Origin of the sequence: Sporolactobacillus kofuensis, assembly GCF_024125425.1 — a bacterium.
Classification (GTDB): domain Bacteria; phylum Bacillota; class Bacilli; order Bacillales; family Sporolactobacillaceae; genus Sporolactobacillus; species Sporolactobacillus kofuensis.
Map to the genome: position 1 here is coordinate 38,438 of NZ_JAMXWN010000018.1, position 18,140 is coordinate 56,577.

An 18,140-nucleotide genomic window follows, 5' to 3' on the forward strand; every position below is an offset into this window, starting at 1 on the left:
CTATCATAACTATACATTGACAGTGATGGGAAATGTTCATCTACATTAAAAATGAAATTTAACAGTTTCGAAGAGTTATTTAAAACAAGGACATCTTTGAATAATTAAAGGGGAATCACAATGGAAAATTTTAATGATAAAGTAAGCTTTATTTGGAGTATTGCTGAATTACTGAGGGGGCCTTACAAGCCTGAAGATTACGGTCATGTCGTTTTACCTATGGCTGTATTACGTCGATTTGACTGTGTTCTTGAAAACACAAAGGTAAATGTTCTGAATCAATATGAACAAGTTAAAGAGCTCCCAGAAGAAATTCGTGATGAAATATTAAATCGTGTTGCTGGGCAACAGTTTAACAATATCAGTCAATATGATTTCCAGAGACTTCAAAGCGACGCGGATAATATTGCCGACAATCTTCGTGATTACATCAATGGTTTTTCCAAGTCAGCTCGAGATATTATTGAGTACTTTGATTTTGAAAAGCAGATTGACAAGATGGAACGGAACAATATGCTCTATTTGGTTGTGCAGCGATTCAGCCAAATTGATTTACACCCGGATCAAGTTTCAAATCGTGAAATGGGTTACATCTTTGAAGAATTGATTCGTCGGTTCTCTGAACATGCTGAAGCTGGTGATCACTACACGCCTAGAGAAGTTATTCGGTTGATGGTTGCCTTACTCTTTATGGACGACGAGGACATTTTAACCAAACCAGGAATTACCCAAACACTTTACGACAGTTGTGCAGGAACTGGCGGCATGGGCTCTGTTGCTCAGGACTACCTTAAAGAATTAAATCCAAAAGCTGATCTGGAGTTTTTTGCTCAGGAATTCAATGAAGAGTCTTATGCAATTTGTCAGGCGGATATGCTCATTAAGGGTGAGAATATTAAAAATATCCAATTCGGTGACACACTTTCGCAAGATGCATTTCCGGCGATGCAATTTGACTATCTAATCACCAATCCCCCATATGGTGTGGATTGGAAAAAAGAAAAAGATGCGGTACAAGCAGAATTTGACGAAAAGGGATTCAATGGTCGGTTTGGTTCAGGCCTGCCACGTATTAGTGATGGTCAGCTTCTATTCCTGCAGAATTTAGTCGCTAAGATGAAGCCCGTAACTGATGAAAATAAAAAGGGATCTCGTGTGGCGATTATTATGAATGGTTCACCGCTCTTTACTGGTGATGCAGGGAGTGGAGAGAGTGAGATTCGCCGCTATTTATTTGAACATGATTTAGTAGAAGGAATTGTGGCTTTGCCTAATGACATGTTCTACAATACAGGAATTTCAACTTATATTTGGATCTTAACCAATCATAAAAACGTGTTTCGAAAAGGAAAAGTAGAGTTGGTTAATGCTATTGACTTTTATCAAAAAATGAAGAAGAGTATGGGAAATAAACGAAATGAGTTATCAGAAACAAATATCAATGAGATTGTAAGATTATACGGGGATTTTAAAGAGGGAGAAAATATTAAAATTTTTGATAACGAAGACTTCGGTTTTCAGAAGATCACGGTGGAACGACCGTTGCGTCTTAATTTCAAAGTTGATGCGGAACGAATTGAACGGTTAAAGGCTGAGAAAGTTTTTGATGGATTAGCAAAATCCCGAAAAAAGGGATCAGCGGGTATACAGGAAATAGAAGAAGGTAAAAAGCAACAAACACAAATTATCAATGTTTTGCAGGATATGAAATCTGATAACGTATATAAAAATAGAACAGAATTTGAAAAGAAGCTGAAAAATGAATTTAAAAAATGTGATGTATCTATTCCCTCAACACTGCTTAAGACAATAATCAACGCACTATCGGAAAAGGATGAAACTGCAGAAATATGCAAAGATAGAAAAGGACATCCAGAAGCAGATCCCGATCTAAGAGACACCGAAAATGTACCTTTAAAAGAGGATATTCATGAATATTTTGAGCGGGAGGTATTGCCCCATGTGCCTGACGCTTGGATCGACGAATCAAAAACAAAAATCGGATATGAAATACCATTTACAAGGCATTTTTATAAATACAAGAAATTGAGAAGTTCACAGGATATCATGGAAGATATTAAGAAACTTGAGGTAAGTATCGCTGAGCAACTGAAGAAGGTGATGGAGTGAATAGATTCAATAAAATGTCTCAAGGAAAAACTAATTCAGTTGTTGACTGGCTAGGCGATATTCCATCATCCTGGGAATTAATTAGACTGAGATTTTTATGTTGTATTGGAACAGGGAGTAAAGATACTGTAGATAATGTAATAAATGGTAAATATCCTTTTTTTGTTAGATCTGATAATGTTGAAAAAATAGATGAATTTACTCATGATGAAGAGGCTGTAATGACAGCAGGTGACGGCGTTGGTGTTGGGAGAGTATTTCACTACTACAAAGGTAAATTTGCAGCTCATCAGAGAGTTTACGTATTCACTAAATTTAATAATTGTAAGGCAAAGTTTATTTATTACTATTTGAAATCAAACCTTGCATTTGAAGTGTTGAAAGGAAATGCAAAATCAACTGTTGATTCACTGAGAAGACCAATGTTAGCAAACTTTCTTGTGTCATTACCTAGTTTTAACGAACAAGAGAGTATCATTAGATTTTTAGATGACAAAACCTCCGAAATTGATTCGTTAATTGCTGCCAAGAAAAAATTAATTGATTTGCTGGAAGAGCAGCGGCAGGCGATCATTACTGAAGCCGTCACAAAAGGACTTGATCCCAATGTGAAAATGAAAGATTCCGGTGTGGAATGGATTGGGGAGATACCGGAGCATTGGAATTTATTAAGGATAAAATATTTAGGTGACGCAATTTTAGGTTTAACATATTCTCCCTCTGATGTGGTTTCAAAAAATGAAGGGAAATTGGTGTTAAGGTCTTCAAATATTAGAAATGGGAAAATAGATTATAATGACACTGTTTATGTGAATTGTGCAGTTCCACCAAAATTAATTACAAAAGAACATGATATTTTAATATGCTCTAGAAACGGAAGTAGAGAGTTGATTGGCAAATGTGCTTTGATAGATAGAAATAGCCAGGACCAAACTTTTGGTGCATTTACGACTGTATTTAGAAGTGAAATAAACGAATTTCTTTTTTATATTTTTCAATCTCAATTATTTAAGTCTCAAATTGGTTCATATCTAACTTCTACGATTAATCAGTTAACAATTAGTAAATTGCGTAACTTTCCAGTTGCTATTCCTAATGACCTTGAGAGAAAGAAGATAACAAATTTTCTACAAAAAAAAGCCCTGGAGTTTGATTCGATAATAAAAAATGAAAAAAACGCAATTGATAATCTAAAAGAATACCGTCAATCTCTAATTTATGAAGCGGTAACCGGAAAAATTGATGTGAGAGATTATAAAAAAGAGGAAGCACTATCTTAAAAAGGGGGGAGTGTCATGGCACTTGATGCATCTGAGAAGGGGTTTGAATCGAATATTGAAAACAGGCTAATCGAATCTGGTTATGTGCAGCGTCCGTTAGTCGGTGAGAGTCTTGATATTTTTAAAAAGTATGCGTTAGATACAGAGATATTCATTCAGTTTCTAGAGAAAACGCAGCACAAGGCACTTGAACAGCTGCATAAAGTGTATAAAGATAATTACAAGCAAAAAATCGTTGATCGTCTTTGCAAAGAATTAAACAAGCGGGGGATGATTGATTGCTTGCGTCATGGCGTTAAAGATTATGGTGTATCGCTCCGACTGGCGTACAACAAACCGGTTAGCACGATGAATCAGACCTTAATTGATGCTTATGAAGAGAACATTTTCACGGTGACGCGTCAGGTGCATTACAGTCTGAAAAACAATAACAGCATTGACATGATGCTCTCTCTGAATGGGCTTCCTCTTGTTGTGATGGAGTTAAAAAATCAATTAACGCATCAGAATGTGGAAAATTCAATGCGGCAGTTTAGGCGTGATCGCGATCCGCATGAAATGCTCTTTCAATTCAAGAAAAGAGCCGTTGTTTATTTTGCTGTTGATACGGATGAGGTCTATATGACGACCCGACTGGACAAGGACAAAACATACTTTCTTCCTTTTAACAGAGGAAACAGTGGAGGAAAGGGTAATCCCATCATCTACAATAATTATCGAACCGCTTATCTTTGGGATGACATCTTGCAGAAGGACAGCCTGCTTGATATCCTTTTCCAGTTTATTTATATCAAAGAGGATGAAATCAAAGACTCGACGGGGGAAATAATTGATAAAAAAGAGTCGGTTATTTTTCCAAGATACCATCAACTCGATGCAGTCCGGAAAGTTGAGGCAGATGTCCGTAAAAGAGGGATTGGTCATAATTACTTGATTCAGCACAGTGCGGGAAGTGGGAAAACCAACAGTATATCCTGGCTAACCTATCGGCTGGCAAAACTGCACGATTCGAGTAACGAGGCAGTTTTCAATAGTGTGATTGTGATTACTGATCGCCGTGTGCTGGATAAGCAGCTTCAAGATGCGGTTTATCAACTCGAACACAAAGCAGGCATGGTAGCCAAAATTGAGAAAGATTCAAATCAATTGGCAGAAGCGATTGTCAATGAAACAAGGATTATTATCACAACCCTGCAAAAGTTTCCGTTTATCATGGAGAAGGTCGGACAGTTCACGAGAGGGAAATATGCAATTGTTATTGACGAAGCTCACAGCAGTCAAGGCGGCAAAGCGGCTACTGCGATGACTGGAATCCTATCGAGTAAAACGTTAGAAGAAGCTTATAAGGCCGATCAGTTGGCGGAAGACAATATGGAAGATTATGAAGAAAAAATGCTTGAGACCATCGTTAAGAGCGGGAAACAAGATAATCTCTCTTTCTTCGCTTTTACAGCCACGCCTAAAGCGAAAACGATCGAGCGTTTTGGCACAATAGGAGAGGATGGTCTGCCCCATCCCTTTCATATCTACAGCATGCGACAAGCAATTGAGGAAGGCTTTATTCTCGATGTTTTGAAAAACTATACCACATATAAAACGTATTATAATGTCGCAAAGCAGATTGACGATGATCCGGAAGTTGCAGGAAGTAAAGCTACCAAGCAAATTGCTAAGTATGTTTCCCTTCATGCACACAATATTGCTCAGAAAACGGAGATCATGATCGAACATTTCCGTCGCGTCACACGTCATAAAATTGGTGGCAGAGCAAAAGCGATGGTGGTTACGTCTAGTCGTCTCCATGCCGTCAATTATAAACAGGCCTTTGATAAATATATTAAGGCAAATCACTATGACGAAATGAAGGCCATTGTCGCTTTTTCCGGAACAGTTGAAGAAAAAGGTGTTTCATACACTGAACCGCTGATGAATGGATTCGGTGAAAAAGAGTTGCCCGATAAATTCCATACGGATGAGTATCAGGTCCTGCTTGTAGCTGAAAAATATCAGACGGGCTTTGATGAACCTTTGCTCCATACGATGTATGTAGACAAGCCCCTTGATGGAATAAAAGCGGTGCAGACTTTGTCTAGGCTTAATCGAACATGCAAGGGGAAAAACGATACGTTCGTTTTGGACTTTGTCAACGATGCGGAAGACATTCAGAAAGCGTTTGAGCCGTATTATGAGGTGACTGAACTTGAGAGCACAACCGATCCCAATATCCTCTATGATCTGCAGCAAGAATTAGATGCCCTTCAAGTGTATACAGAAGAAGAAATCAATGATGTATGTAAACTGGAATTCAGCGGCAAAAAAATAACTTCAAAAACACAAGAAAAATTAAACGCCTTATTGGATAAAGGGGTTAATCGCTATAATACAGAACTCTCAAAAGAACAGCAAGATGATTTCAAAGGGTCAACCAGTAAATATATAAGAACCTATTCTTTTGTGCTACAGATCGGTCCATTCACAGATATTAGTCTCCACAAACTTTATATCTATCTCAACTATCTCCTGAGAAAGCTACCGAAAAATGCATCTGAAGGCGTGACATTAGCTGATGACATTGCTCTTGAATATTATCGGAACAATAAAGTGTTTGAAGGCAGTATCTCTTTGTCAGTTGAGGATGAGACAAAATTAAAGCCCACCGCATATGGAAAAGGTACACAACCTGAAGAAGAAAAAGAAAGACTCTCGTCAATAATCGAGAGAATGAACGAACGCTTTGGAACAGATTTTACAGAGGCAGATAAACTTTCCAGAGATCAAATTAAAGAAGACATGATTCATGATGAAGCATTAGCTCAGAAAGCAAGGAATAACACCAAAGAAAACTTTAAATTTGCCTACGATCATTCATTCATGGATTTTGTCATACATCGAATGAATGACAAAAGCTTCTTCAATAAGATGCTACAAAATCGAGCAGTCTACAACTATGTCAAAGATGAAATGTTTGATGAGGTGTATAAAGAACTAAGAAAAAAGAATATTACCTAAGTAATAAATTTTTGAGGAGATGAAAAAGAAAAATGAAAAGCGAGGATATTATAGATATCATTGTTGATGATCAAACAGTCACAGATTTTTTTGAACTTTGTAGTCATCAAGATTTTATTAATTTAGCTATGAGAAATAATATAAAGATTCCTGGGTTTATGGCTAAAAATTATTATAAAGTTCCATTACCACTATTAAAAAATAATGTCATTAAACAGATAAAGAAGAAAAAAAGTCAGATAAATCTATTAAAAGATCATATCAATGTTCTTTTGAAACAATATAAAGATCTAGATGTAGAAGTATTCTTACATAAAATACAACTTGATCAAGAAATTTCGGATAGTCAGGCATTTGCTTTTTTTGTTTTAAATTACAATCATGACTTTTTTGAAAATAGAGAACTGATCGAACAGAATATCGCAAATCACAATACATTTTATAAATCAGTTATTAACGAATCTTTCGTAGATATAATTCAATCGATGGCTCAAATTTCAAATAAAAAATTTCAAACTCAACTTAATAGTTTATTGAATGATCATCCTATGAAAAATGAATGGACAAGTTTTTTTGAACAAGCCAATTCGCTAAAAGAACGATTGGATTCTGAATTTCCTAAAGTAAACGAAGGCTATTACTTAAAAATAGTTTGTGATTGTGTAAACGAATATTCCAAATGGAGTGTGAGTGAAAGGGAAGCCTTGTTTCAATTAGCACTTCAAGATGCAACATTTTTAAGTGATTATTATAGAGTCTCGTGTAATGAGTTGATAACACAAAAGGAAGTGCAAAAAAAGGACATAGAGCGTTTAACGAGAAAAATAAAAAAACAAAATAAAGTACTATCTGACACACAAGTCGATTTGGAGGAAAAACAAAAGAAAATTAATGAATTAAGTAGTGAAATAGAAGAAAGAGAAAATGAGAATAAAGATCTGGAGAAAACGGTTAATAAATACTTGTCTGAGCTAAATGAGTCTGCAAAAAAGACAAAAATGTTAGAACAAGATTTGGAAATATCAATGGCAAAAATGGAAAATATTGAAAACGAGAGAGATAGAGTGAAGGGTTCTTTGAAACTGTTTACTGAAGATTTTTTATTGATAAGTATTATCGATAAAAAATTATTCAATCAATGTTTAAATGACTCACAGTATGTCTTACTTAATAACCCTGAAGATATTATTGCTAAGGTAGAAGAGATGAAAAATGTTGATGAAAAAATTCTTTTTATTAACACAGATGGAATAAATAGTAAATTTCAATTTAAAATTGAGAAGTATTTAATAGGTAATAGTTTAAATTACAGATTTATTAGCGGAGGACCTAATAGAGTTATTCGTAAATTAATTTACTTTTTTGAAGGAGATAAAATAAATGAAATTGACAAAACGTATTAATCCTGAGGTACAAAGAAAATTGGGAGAAGCCTTTTTTGTTGGAAAATTAGCGAGTGAAGATGATTTATCACCTACAATGCTGGATGAGCCAGTAAGCTACCAAGGGGAATCACAAGATTATATTCATTTTCATATTAAATGTTTATCACCAATTCCAGAAGAATTATCTAAACTCTTTTATTACCCAAATAAAATTTTTACGGGAAGTACTATTATTTCAACTAACTACAATAAATTAGTAGAGTGGATGCAATTTGATCGCTTGCACCATTTCGAGATCAAGGACAAGGTTTATAATTTTCTTAAGGACAAGCTTATAATATTTCAAATGATATGCTCAAATGAATATGTAAATGTGGAGCTTGTAAAAATTGAGAATATAACACCTTCAGAAAGTGGATATATGATTATTCCAGGACCCCAACTTCGATTGCAGGAATCAAAGCGTGACTTTGAAGAAAAATTAACAGGTATTCGACGGCCTATTATCTTAAAATATTATCCCAACTTTTTTTTCTTGCCGGAATATTTATATCAACAAGGGACCCTCTATAACGTAACGTTGAAACCTAGCCTTAACCCAACAACATATACTCAACAAGAATCAAACGAAGTATTTTACTTAGATAATTTTGAAGACTATATGGCTGATATTACTGATACAATGATTGATGATAATTTGTACTTCGTCCAAGCTGACAAAATATTAGATATTCGCGACAAAATGAATGATAGCCAAAATCGATTAAGTGAAAGAATAGAAAGTGAACAGATAAAAGAACAAAATAAAAAAGCGGAAAATTTAGAAGAAAATCATGCAACCAGTTTTAATTCCGATGAACAAAAAGAATCATTGAGCTATTTAAGTAATAAAGAAGAAAATGAGTTTTTAAAGCATCTAGAAGAAAATACAAGGAAAAAAGGTCTTTTCTTTCATGATGAGGACTTATATGCATTCCATATTAGCGTAAAAACTAATCTTTTGACAATAATTGGTGGAATGTCTGGTACAGGAAAATCACAGTTGGCACAAATATACGGTCAGACGATGGGATTAAATTTTGGTATGGAATTATTATTAATTCCTGTATCTCCTTCATATCGAGAGCCAAGTGATGTATTAGGATATTTAAATCCAACAAATGGAGTATACCATGAAAGCGAAACAGGTTTAGTTCGCCTTTTATTAGATGCGGAAGATACTCCTGAAAAAATGTATATGGTCATTTTTGATGAAATGAATTTGTCTCAAGTGGAACATTGGTTCAGTCCATTTATTTCTCTCCTTGAAGTGGATCAGGATAAACGATATCTAACTCTATTTAATGAAAATAGTTATTGCGTGAATAATTATAAGCCTAAAGTGAAAATTGGAGATAATATAATATTTGTCGGGACAGTTAATTTTGACGAAACCACAACAGATTTCTCTGATCGCTTACTCGATCGAACGAATGTTATTCAACCGACAAAATTAACATTTAAAGAATCTTTAAGTATTGCATCGAAGTATCAGAGAGAAGACGACACCATTATTTCCTATAACGTAAATAAAACACTTTTTAGAAGGGATTGGGTTGTTCCGGAAAAGAAAGTGTTGAATGGTTTGTTGGAAACTGAAGTTGAATTTTTGGATAAACTGCACTTGTTATTAAATGACGGTGATTCGCAAAAAGGAGTATCTTTTAGAGCTGCACTGGGAATATCACGTTTTTTAAACAACATACCCGTTGATCAAGAAGGAAAATTGATTATAAGTCGAGAAATTGCATTTGACCGACAAATTGAGCAACGAGTCTTAACAAAAATAAAAGGATTTGAAGCATATGCTAAACCGCTTGTTGGAAATTATACAAATGGAGAGTACGTTGATGGCACAATAATGACTCTTCTCCAATCCGAAGTAGGAAATAAAGTGTCTTATTTCAAACGATCCATTCGTGCATTAAAAAGAAAAGCAAAAGAGTTGATGCTGTATGGCTTTGCTAAATGAAATAGATACCATAGGTGGTCAGAGATTACCATTTTCCTTGAAATTTATCATTGGTTCAGGGGCTCATTTGGAGGAAATACCGATTACTCAATTGACCACTATTCCATATCAAATTACCACCTGTTTATATAAAATTACTGAACTCAAAGATATCAGTATTCAATTCGACTCCAAATCCGATGCAAAAATTGAAATCATTTGGGATAAGATTCATAAAGTAGATGATGGTAAGGAGTTAGGTCACTATAATCTATCAAGAGAAAATAATAAAATAGTAATATATTCTAATGAAAGAGATGGGAATGCATACCCATGGCGTTGTGGATTTTATCACTTTGAACTTTTATATAATGATAAGTCTTATTTTGGAGGATTTCGAATCACACCGAAAAGTGTTGATGATCAACAAGTGGTACAAATAATTGAATTAATTAATCATGAGTTAGAGGGCTTAGCAACTGACTATTTAAATTATAAAAAAACTTACGGTAATCTTACGGAGTTGGAAGACAATAATTATTGGCGAATTCTTAATTGGTATCGTTCAATTGAAAACAGGTTATTTAATGCTATAAGAAATATGGAAAAAAATAAGCAACAAAACATGATAAAAAAATATGCGATTGAAAATGCTCCACGACATATTGATAGTACTAGTGTTCGTTGGCAATATTCTAAGGGTTCAGTTTATCAGCAAAGTAAATATTATAATAGACATTATCAATTCAATTGGGATAATGTTGAAAATAGAACAATTAAATTTATGTTGTTTCAGATTCTTCAAAAATTAAAAATGGCTATTGATTTTTTAATAGATATTCGTAATGAACAATTGTTAACTATTGAAGCTATCAAAGATGATATTAACGGATTAAACAATCAATACTATGAGATGATATCAACTACACTTATAACTGATAAGGATAAAAAAAGAATAAGTGATACTATCTCTATAAAAAAAATGGAATGCCGTAATCGTAATAACGATTTGGAAAGAATATCTCTTGCGGTAGATCAATTTAACCAATGTCATCTTAACCTCGTCACTTATCTGAACGATCCTTTCTGGGGAAAAATTGGAAATCAACGTCCTAAAAGCTTTAGTTTAGATAATACAATGGGATGTAACGATATTTATTATATTTGGAAAAAAATATTCAAGATGGATCAACTAAATTTAGAAGAAAAAATGGAAATGCCAATTTACAAACCAACATCTGTTTTGTACGAATATTACGTTTTTTTTGGTGCCATCAGAATTTTTGAAGATCTCGATTATATTAGTGATAAGGAATCAATAAGAAATCAGCTTACAAGGTCATTTTATAAAGAAGGTTTACAGGGTGGCTCAAATGTTTGGTTACTAAAAGATGATCTAAAAGTGTGCTTGACTTATGACGAACTCGTAGAACCTAATGGTAATATGGCGATAGAAAAGAATACTAACTTCTTCAGTAATAGCTCAAGAAGGAAACCAGACATTCGTATCGATCTTTATCATATTAGATCTGAAACTTTAAGTTATTTATCGTCATTCATAATAGAGGTAAAATATAGACCGTTTTACAATATACATCATCGCGCAGGTAACACGAAAGTCATGGAACAAATGAGAGAATATTGGTCCATTTCTTATGTTAACCTAGAGCATGGAAAGAAAAAATATAATAGAAGTTCGGTTCGCAATGTAGTTTGTGTATACCCTGGAGATCAAAATGAAAAGTTACAGGTACAAGAGGATTGTGGAGTGTTTTTACAATATTATCCACATGGAAACGGAAACAACATTCAAAATATCGTTGGATTCAATGAACTAAAAGAATCAATTATTGAATGGATAAGGGGAGATACCGATTAATACTTTTATATAGAAAATGAAAGGAGAAGATCCAATCAAAAAAGTTTCTAATAAATTTTGACGAATTAACATAAACTTCAAATTATTAAATAGTTAAAATGAAATTACCAAAACAGTTTGGATATATTTATGAGCTTTGGAGAATAGTAAGTTTGTTTTGCCTAAGTAAATACACAAATCATCTGCAAAGCCTTATAATATCAACACTCTGACCGTTATCTCAAAGTGACCACCAGTACCTAAACTGAACATTTATCAATAGTGATATAGGAAACTGAAGCGTGAACTTTGGCAAATCAATTCGTGTTTTTCTAATTGAGGGAGATCCGAATAGCCGATGGGTGTGTGAACTGTCGAATTGGACAGGCAAGGCTTATAAGGTTCCCCGAATATTGGTTAGAGCAGTTCTGATCGGCAAGAGCATACAAATACAGGCATTTACTTTCTGCTTGGGAAAAAGGATGAAGACGGTACGAACCAGGTTTACATTGCCGAGGCTGAGAATGTTTTTGATCGATTGAATCAGCATCTTTCAAGAAAAGAATTCTAGACTGAATGTATCGTATTTATTAGTAAAGATAACAATTTGAATAAAGCGCACATAAAGTATCTGGAGAATAGGATCTATCAGTTACTCAATGCAAATACTCCAACAAAATCTCCATTGTTAGAATCGGATTGTGCAGAAATGGAGGAGTTCATTGAAAATGCTAAATCACTAATGAGCGTTTTAGGGCATAAAGTTCTCGAACCCGCAATTATCCATCACAATATTCAAGAGAAAAATGACTATTATTATATTGATACTGCACACGGTGCGGATGCAACTGGCAAACCAGTAGTCGATGGATTTGCTGTAACAAAAGGATCGGCGGTCGCGACCTATGTAACCAACTCAATGCCTGTGTCTTTAAAAAAATTGCGTCAAAACTTGATTTCTGAAGGTAGTATCGATGATAATTATACGTTTACAGAAGACAGAATTTTTTCCAGCCCTTCATTGGCAGCAGCAGTTGTCACGGGGAGTAGTGCGAATGGCAGAACTGCATGGAAAAATCAAGAGGGACAAACCTTGAAATCGGTTGAAACGGTAAATCAATAAGTTTTACCAAGTTGTTTTTTCACCGCTACTTCACACCAATTGGAAAATCAATTATTGGTCATAACAGCCTTAATCTATCTTATGTTATAGTGATTACAGAATGATTTAGAGAGATTAGTTGCAAGTCTTTTAGTAAATACTGATACGGCGATAGATGTTACAGGTTAAGGTCGATAGAAGTGTCCATGTATTATAATTCGCAGTTCATGAGCATGAACTTGATCCGATAAATTGATTGAATAGGTGTGTTTTTTTTATGGAAATTCAACTCACAGAAGAAATGTTCAAAGGCTTATTTTCGTCGACGATTTATCAGCGTGGGCACAGGTACTATACAAATGGACGTGTCCGGAATTTTCATTTTGATCCGGAAAGTGGTTACTGGCAGGCATCAGTTCAGGGGACGGAACAATACAGTGTCCGTATTCGCCTTGACGGACTGTCGTTATACAGTCACTGTAATTGTCCGGCGGCTCAAGGTTCTTCAGATCCGTGCAAGCATGTGGCGGCTGTTCTCCTTAAATTGATGGAGTATCAGCAAAGTTTGCAAACGGAACATCAATCAACAGGGCGCAAGGTAGCGTCAATGGCCGCGCGCAGTGCTGAACGTGAACGCCTGCATCGGGAAGAAGCGCTCACCAATCGGTTGATTGATCGGTTTTCTTGGATTCAGAAGAAGGAAAGTGATCGGCAGCGCAGTGGGCATAAGCGGAAGATGCAGACGGAATGGACGCTTAAGAAAGACGGTTCATGGTTGGTCTTGGAGATGAAAAGCGGCGTTGAACGCTTGTACGTTGTTAAGAACATCCGCGACTTTATCCTTTCCGTGATTGATCAGAATCCTTTTACATTTACAAAAAAGTTTTCCTTCAATCCAGCGGAGCATGGGTTTTTACCGGAAGATTTGGCTGTGATTGATCTGCTTGGCAAGCAGATGAACTACAGAAATTACAGGAATCTGCAGTATGCCTATACCGGTAGACACTCAATCACGGATGACCGCCAATTCACGATTCCCCCGTCTCTATTTCCTGAACTCTTGACGAAACTTCAATCCTGTTCTCTTTTTCTTGACGATAGCTACAGGGGACATAAAAAGGCAGTTGTTCATGAGCATGAACTCCCGTTTGCGTTTCGGCTTGATGAACGTGCCGATGGTGATTATGAGGTTGATCTTTCTGATTTGGAGGGCTGTCAGTACTTGGACGATTATGGCTGTCTGATCAAGGATGGCGAACTATATCCGCTGTCTAGCGCACAGAGAGAGTTTGCGAGCCATCTGGTTTCGATTGTCCGATATGACGGAGTGCGCGCACTGCCGATTGGAAAAGATCAGATCGAGCCGTTTCTGTCTCAAGTTGCGCCTGGTCTGAAGAAAATCAGTCAGTTCAGTATTACTGATCAGGTGTCGGATCGGATTGCTTCGTACCCGTTACATGCGAAAGTGTTGCTCGATCGTGCAGGAGAACAACTGACTGTTCAGCTCGAGTATCATTACGGCGAGGCAATGGTGAAACCCTTTGAGAACGAGCACAGCATCGATTCAGACAAGCAGATCTTTATCCGTGATGTGGATAAAGAGCAGAGAATCATGGATCTGCTCGAATCGGCTCCATTAACCGTGAACGGAAATCAGGTTTGCGCCGAAGGGGAGGACGCCATTTGTACCTTTTTATTTGAAACGCTTCCCAAACTGGAAGGTCTAGCAGAAATTTTGATGACGAATGCAGTCAAAGAATTTTTGCTACCGGCGCAGAACACGCCGTTTGCGTCCATTGATGTGGATTCTGGTGGAAACTGGCTGGAAGTTAACTTTCAGATCGACGGCATCGCGGAGGATAATATCCAGAAGGTTCTTCAGTCGCTTGTCGAAAAGAAAAAATATTATCGTCTGCCAAGCGGTGCCTTTGTCCCATTAGAAGATGAGGCGTTTGCGTCTGTAGGACAATTGTTGGACGAGCTGAACATTTCGAAGAGTGAGTTGACTAATCAAATGAAATTGCCACTTTATCGCGGTGGCCAGCTTGAATCCATACTCGGGGAACAGCATGCAGCGATCGGATTCGGCAAGGTGTTCCGGCGCTTCCTCAATCGCCTGAAGAATCCTGACTTGATTGACTTTGATGTTCCGGAATCGCTACACGCACAACTAAGAGATTATCAGTTTTATGGCTATCAATGGATGAAAACGCTCGGTCAATATGGACTTGGTGGCATTCTTGCTGATGAGATGGGGCTCGGGAAGACCATTCAAAGTATCGCTTTTCTTTTATCGGAAAAAGAGAAGGATTCGGCGACTCTGCCAGCACTGATTGTGTCCCCGGCTTCGCTCATCTACAACTGGAAAAATGAGTTGGCAAAATTTGCGCCTGTCCTGCATGCAGTGGTTGCTTCCGGTACGGTGCAGGAGCGAGAGGTCTTGTACAAGCAAGAGGCGAAAACGGACATATGGATCACATCCTACCAAACGCTAAGACAGGATATTAGTAGCTTTAAGGGTCAGGAATTCAGCACGCTGATCCTTGATGAGGCGCAGACGATCAAGAATTTTAACACGAAGACAGCGAAATCTGTCCGTGAAATCAAGGCCCGGAATCGGTTTGCGCTGAGTGGTACGCCGATCGAGAATTCGATTGATGAGCTCTGGTCCATCTTCCAGACGATCTTGCCCGGCTTTTTCCCGAAACTTTCCGATTTCAAGAAAATGGATCCGGAGAAAATTGCGAGAATGATCCGTCCGTTCCTGCTCCGTCGCATCAAAAAAGATGTTTTGTCAGAACTCCCGGACAAGATTGAGACGGTGCATACCTCTGAACTGACCACGGAACAGAAGGAACTTTATCTGGCCTATCTTCAGAAAATCCAGAAGGAAACGCAGGATTCTCTAGAAAAGGAAGGCTTCCAAAAGAGCCGGATCAAGATTCTTGCCGGCCTGACCCGTCTCCGGCAAATCTGTTGTCATCCAGCCCTTTTTGTTGAAGACTATAAGGGAGAATCCGGGAAGCTGCAGCAGCTGCTGGAACTAATTTCCGATGCACTCGAGAGTGGCAGGAGACTACTTATTTTTTCTCAATTTACCAGTATGCTGGCGATTATTCGCGATGCATTAGCGCAGCAAGGCGTTAGCTTTTTCTACCTTGACGGACAAACGCGGGCGAAAGAGCGGGTAGAGATGGTCGATCAGTTCAACCAAGGTGAGAAAAATGTATTTCTGATTTCGCTAAAGGCAGGAAATACAGGACTCAATCTCACGGGTGCCGATACAGTAATCTTGTATGATCTGTGGTGGAATCCGGCGGTCGAGGATCAGGCGGTTGGCAGAGCGCATCGGATCGGCCAACGAAACGTCGTGCAGGTCGTACGGCTGATCACCCAGGGCACGATTGAGGAGAAAATTCACGATCTGCAGCAAAATAAACGCGATTTAATTGAATCAGTTGTTCAATCCGGCGATCAGTCGCTGTCTCGGTTAACTGAGAACGATATCAAGGAGATTCTGAATATCTGAGTGATCGTGCACGTTATAAAATTGAAGGGAAATCGAATCGGATGCATGCATCTTCATCACTTGAACAACAGAAGATTGAAAAGGATATTTTTCAGATGATAAGCGATAAGCTGGGAATAAAACTTGCAGCTAACCCGATCGTTCCATGCGGCGAAGCGAAGATCCGGCCGGATTTTTATTCTGATAAGCACAGCATTATTGGAGAAATCTATGCACATATCGGTTCACTGAAACCGCCGCAAAAGAAGAAGATGTTGGCGGATATATTAAAAATGCTACTATTGGAAAAGCTGACGAACCGCAAGTATCGAAAAATAATCGCAATTTGTGATGATACGGTATACAAAGCGATCACGGGAAAGTCGTGGGCATCTGTCTGCTTTAAAGCCTTTGATGTGGAGATTATGAACGTTGATATAGGGGAAAGTAATAGAACCTTCTCGACAAAAAACTAATGGTGTAGTTGTTCAAAAAACTGGTCTCTCCTGTTTAAACGTGAATATCTTGAATAAGACGGGCCGACACAAGCCGGCAATTTTGAGATTCGGGAGGAATCATCATGACAGAAGTACTCGCTCTTGCAACGATTATGTTGCCCATCATTACTGCGATAACACAATTGATCAAACGTAGTATATCAATTCCGAAGAATGCTGTTCCGGCCATCGCATTTGGCGTTGGTCTGATTATTGGTCTTGCGGCTTATCCATTTACTGATCTGCCACCTGTGCTCCGGTTATGGGCAGGTGGACTTGCCGGATTGTCTAGTACCGGATTGTTTGAGCTTGCACTAAATGATCGACCAGGGAATACCAAAGATTAACAGAATGGCCCTACCCGGCTTTGCTGGGATACATAAAAAGAATAATGCTCTTGCGAAATTGCCTTTATTTCATACACACGCGCTCATTATTGAATCTTTCTTATTCTATTGCCCGCTGTTTTTTAGCAAATAAAAAAGCACGGCTATACTGACTGGCCATGCTTCATGTGGATCATTTATTTCTTTATTTCAGATCGAAGGTATAGGCGACATCTGCATGAACGTCCTTAAATCCTTCATGGAGGTAGAGCGTCTTTGCCCGTTCGTTTTTTCCATCGACACATAGGATGGTACGTGTGTAACCGTGCTGTTTCGCGTAATTAATTGAAGCGCGCAGCAGCGTTCGGCCGAGTCCGCGTCCTTGATATTCGGGGATGATTGCGAGCGGTCCGATACACATAATCGCTGCGTCATCGTACTCATCATCCAGTCCCTGTACAATGCCGATTGCACGAGCCTGATGATAGAGGATAAGTGCACCGTCTTCGAGATAATCAGAACCAGTCATTCTGTCGCGGATGATTTCTTCAGTCATCGGTGTCTCGCTGCCCGGAAGCTTGGCGAAGCATTCATTCCTAATGTCGCACCATACCGCTTCATCCTTTCCTGGAATAAGTGGTCGGATCGAATAATCTTCCGGAAGTTCAATCGGATACTCTGAAATATTTTCTTTGACCAGTAGAAAGGAATATCGCCAGAGTTTGAAATTCAGGCTTTCAACCATATTCAGCAATGCTTTATTTGTTAGGGGAATGAACACAAACACACTGTCCATTCCTTCTGCGTGTTTGCTGACAGCCTGCAGCAGCTCTTTGTAATCTGATTCGTTTCCTGTCTCTGTATGAAAAATCCTGAAACGTGCTTTCTTTCCGCTGCGGTAATAATCGTCTATGACGAGTGAGGCTGCACCAATGATTTTTTCTGCGTCATCGATTAAAATATAAGTCGGGTTCTCGTCATTTGGCTCAAATTTCTCAAATTCTTCGCCGTATAAATACGAGTCATCTAATTCCGCGCGATGTTTCGTACAATAG

General features: G+C 37.7%; 11 protein-coding genes. 10 read left to right on the forward strand and 1 reads right to left on the reverse strand.

The annotated features are described in order from the left end of the window. Positions 1–120: 120 nt before the first annotated feature. The 10 genes from NIE32_RS12760 (at position 121) to NIE32_RS12805 (ending at position 17,106) form a co-directional block, all read left to right on the forward strand. Positions 121–2,130: a type I restriction-modification system subunit M gene (locus NIE32_RS12760; RefSeq protein WP_253077282.1), complete on the forward strand. Its 2,010-nt coding sequence runs from the start codon at positions 121–123 to the stop codon at positions 2,128–2,130. Continuing rightward, positions 2,127–3,410 carry a restriction endonuclease subunit S gene (locus tag NIE32_RS12765; RefSeq protein WP_253077283.1) on the forward strand — a complete coding sequence of 428 codons (1,284 nt, stop codon included), beginning with the start codon at positions 2,127–2,129 and terminating at the stop codon, positions 3,408–3,410. Before NIE32_RS12760 ends, NIE32_RS12765 begins: the two co-directional genes overlap by 4 nt. A 15-nt stretch (positions 3,411–3,425) precedes the next feature. Then, positions 3,426–6,419, forward strand: coding sequence for a type I restriction endonuclease subunit R (locus NIE32_RS12770; RefSeq protein WP_253077284.1), 2,994 nt, complete (start codon positions 3,426–3,428; stop codon positions 6,417–6,419). 32 nt (positions 6,420–6,451) lie between these two features. Beyond that, positions 6,452–7,822 (forward strand): hypothetical protein, encoded by a 1,371-nt coding sequence (locus tag NIE32_RS12775; protein ID WP_253077285.1) that lies wholly within the window; start codon positions 6,452–6,454, stop codon positions 7,820–7,822. Next, positions 7,800–9,815 (forward strand): DUF8727 domain-containing protein, encoded by a 2,016-nt coding sequence (locus NIE32_RS12780; protein WP_253077286.1) that lies wholly within the window; start codon positions 7,800–7,802, stop codon positions 9,813–9,815. The genes NIE32_RS12775 and NIE32_RS12780 overlap by 23 nt, the downstream gene beginning before the upstream one ends. Then, the gene (locus NIE32_RS12785) at positions 9,799–11,673 is read left to right on the forward strand and encodes a hypothetical protein (RefSeq protein WP_253077287.1); all 1,875 of its coding nucleotides are present in this window, start codon (positions 9,799–9,801) and stop codon (positions 11,671–11,673) included. Before NIE32_RS12780 ends, NIE32_RS12785 begins: the two co-directional genes overlap by 17 nt. Positions 11,674–12,361: 688 nt before the next feature. After that, positions 12,362–12,775 (forward strand): DUF4357 domain-containing protein, encoded by a 414-nt coding sequence (locus tag NIE32_RS12790; RefSeq protein WP_253077288.1) that lies wholly within the window; start codon positions 12,362–12,364, stop codon positions 12,773–12,775. 256 nt (positions 12,776–13,031) lie between these two features. Then, on the forward strand, positions 13,032–16,283 hold the full coding sequence (locus tag NIE32_RS12795) for a DEAD/DEAH box helicase (RefSeq protein ID WP_253077289.1): 3,252 nt from the start codon (positions 13,032–13,034) through the stop codon (positions 16,281–16,283). A gap of 41 nt (positions 16,284–16,324) precedes the next feature. Beyond that, positions 16,325–16,738, forward strand: a complete 414-nt coding sequence (locus NIE32_RS12800) for a hypothetical protein (RefSeq protein ID WP_253077290.1) — start codon at positions 16,325–16,327, stop codon at positions 16,736–16,738. Positions 16,739–16,842: 104 nt separating this feature from the next. After that, positions 16,843–17,106 (forward strand): holin, encoded by a 264-nt coding sequence (locus tag NIE32_RS12805; RefSeq protein ID WP_253077291.1) that lies wholly within the window; start codon positions 16,843–16,845, stop codon positions 17,104–17,106. 184 nt (positions 17,107–17,290) lie between these two features. Here NIE32_RS12805 and NIE32_RS12810 read toward each other — a convergent pair. Continuing rightward, positions 17,291–18,140 (reverse strand): GNAT family N-acetyltransferase (locus NIE32_RS12810; RefSeq protein WP_253077292.1); only part of this gene is annotated, 850 nt, incomplete at its 5' end.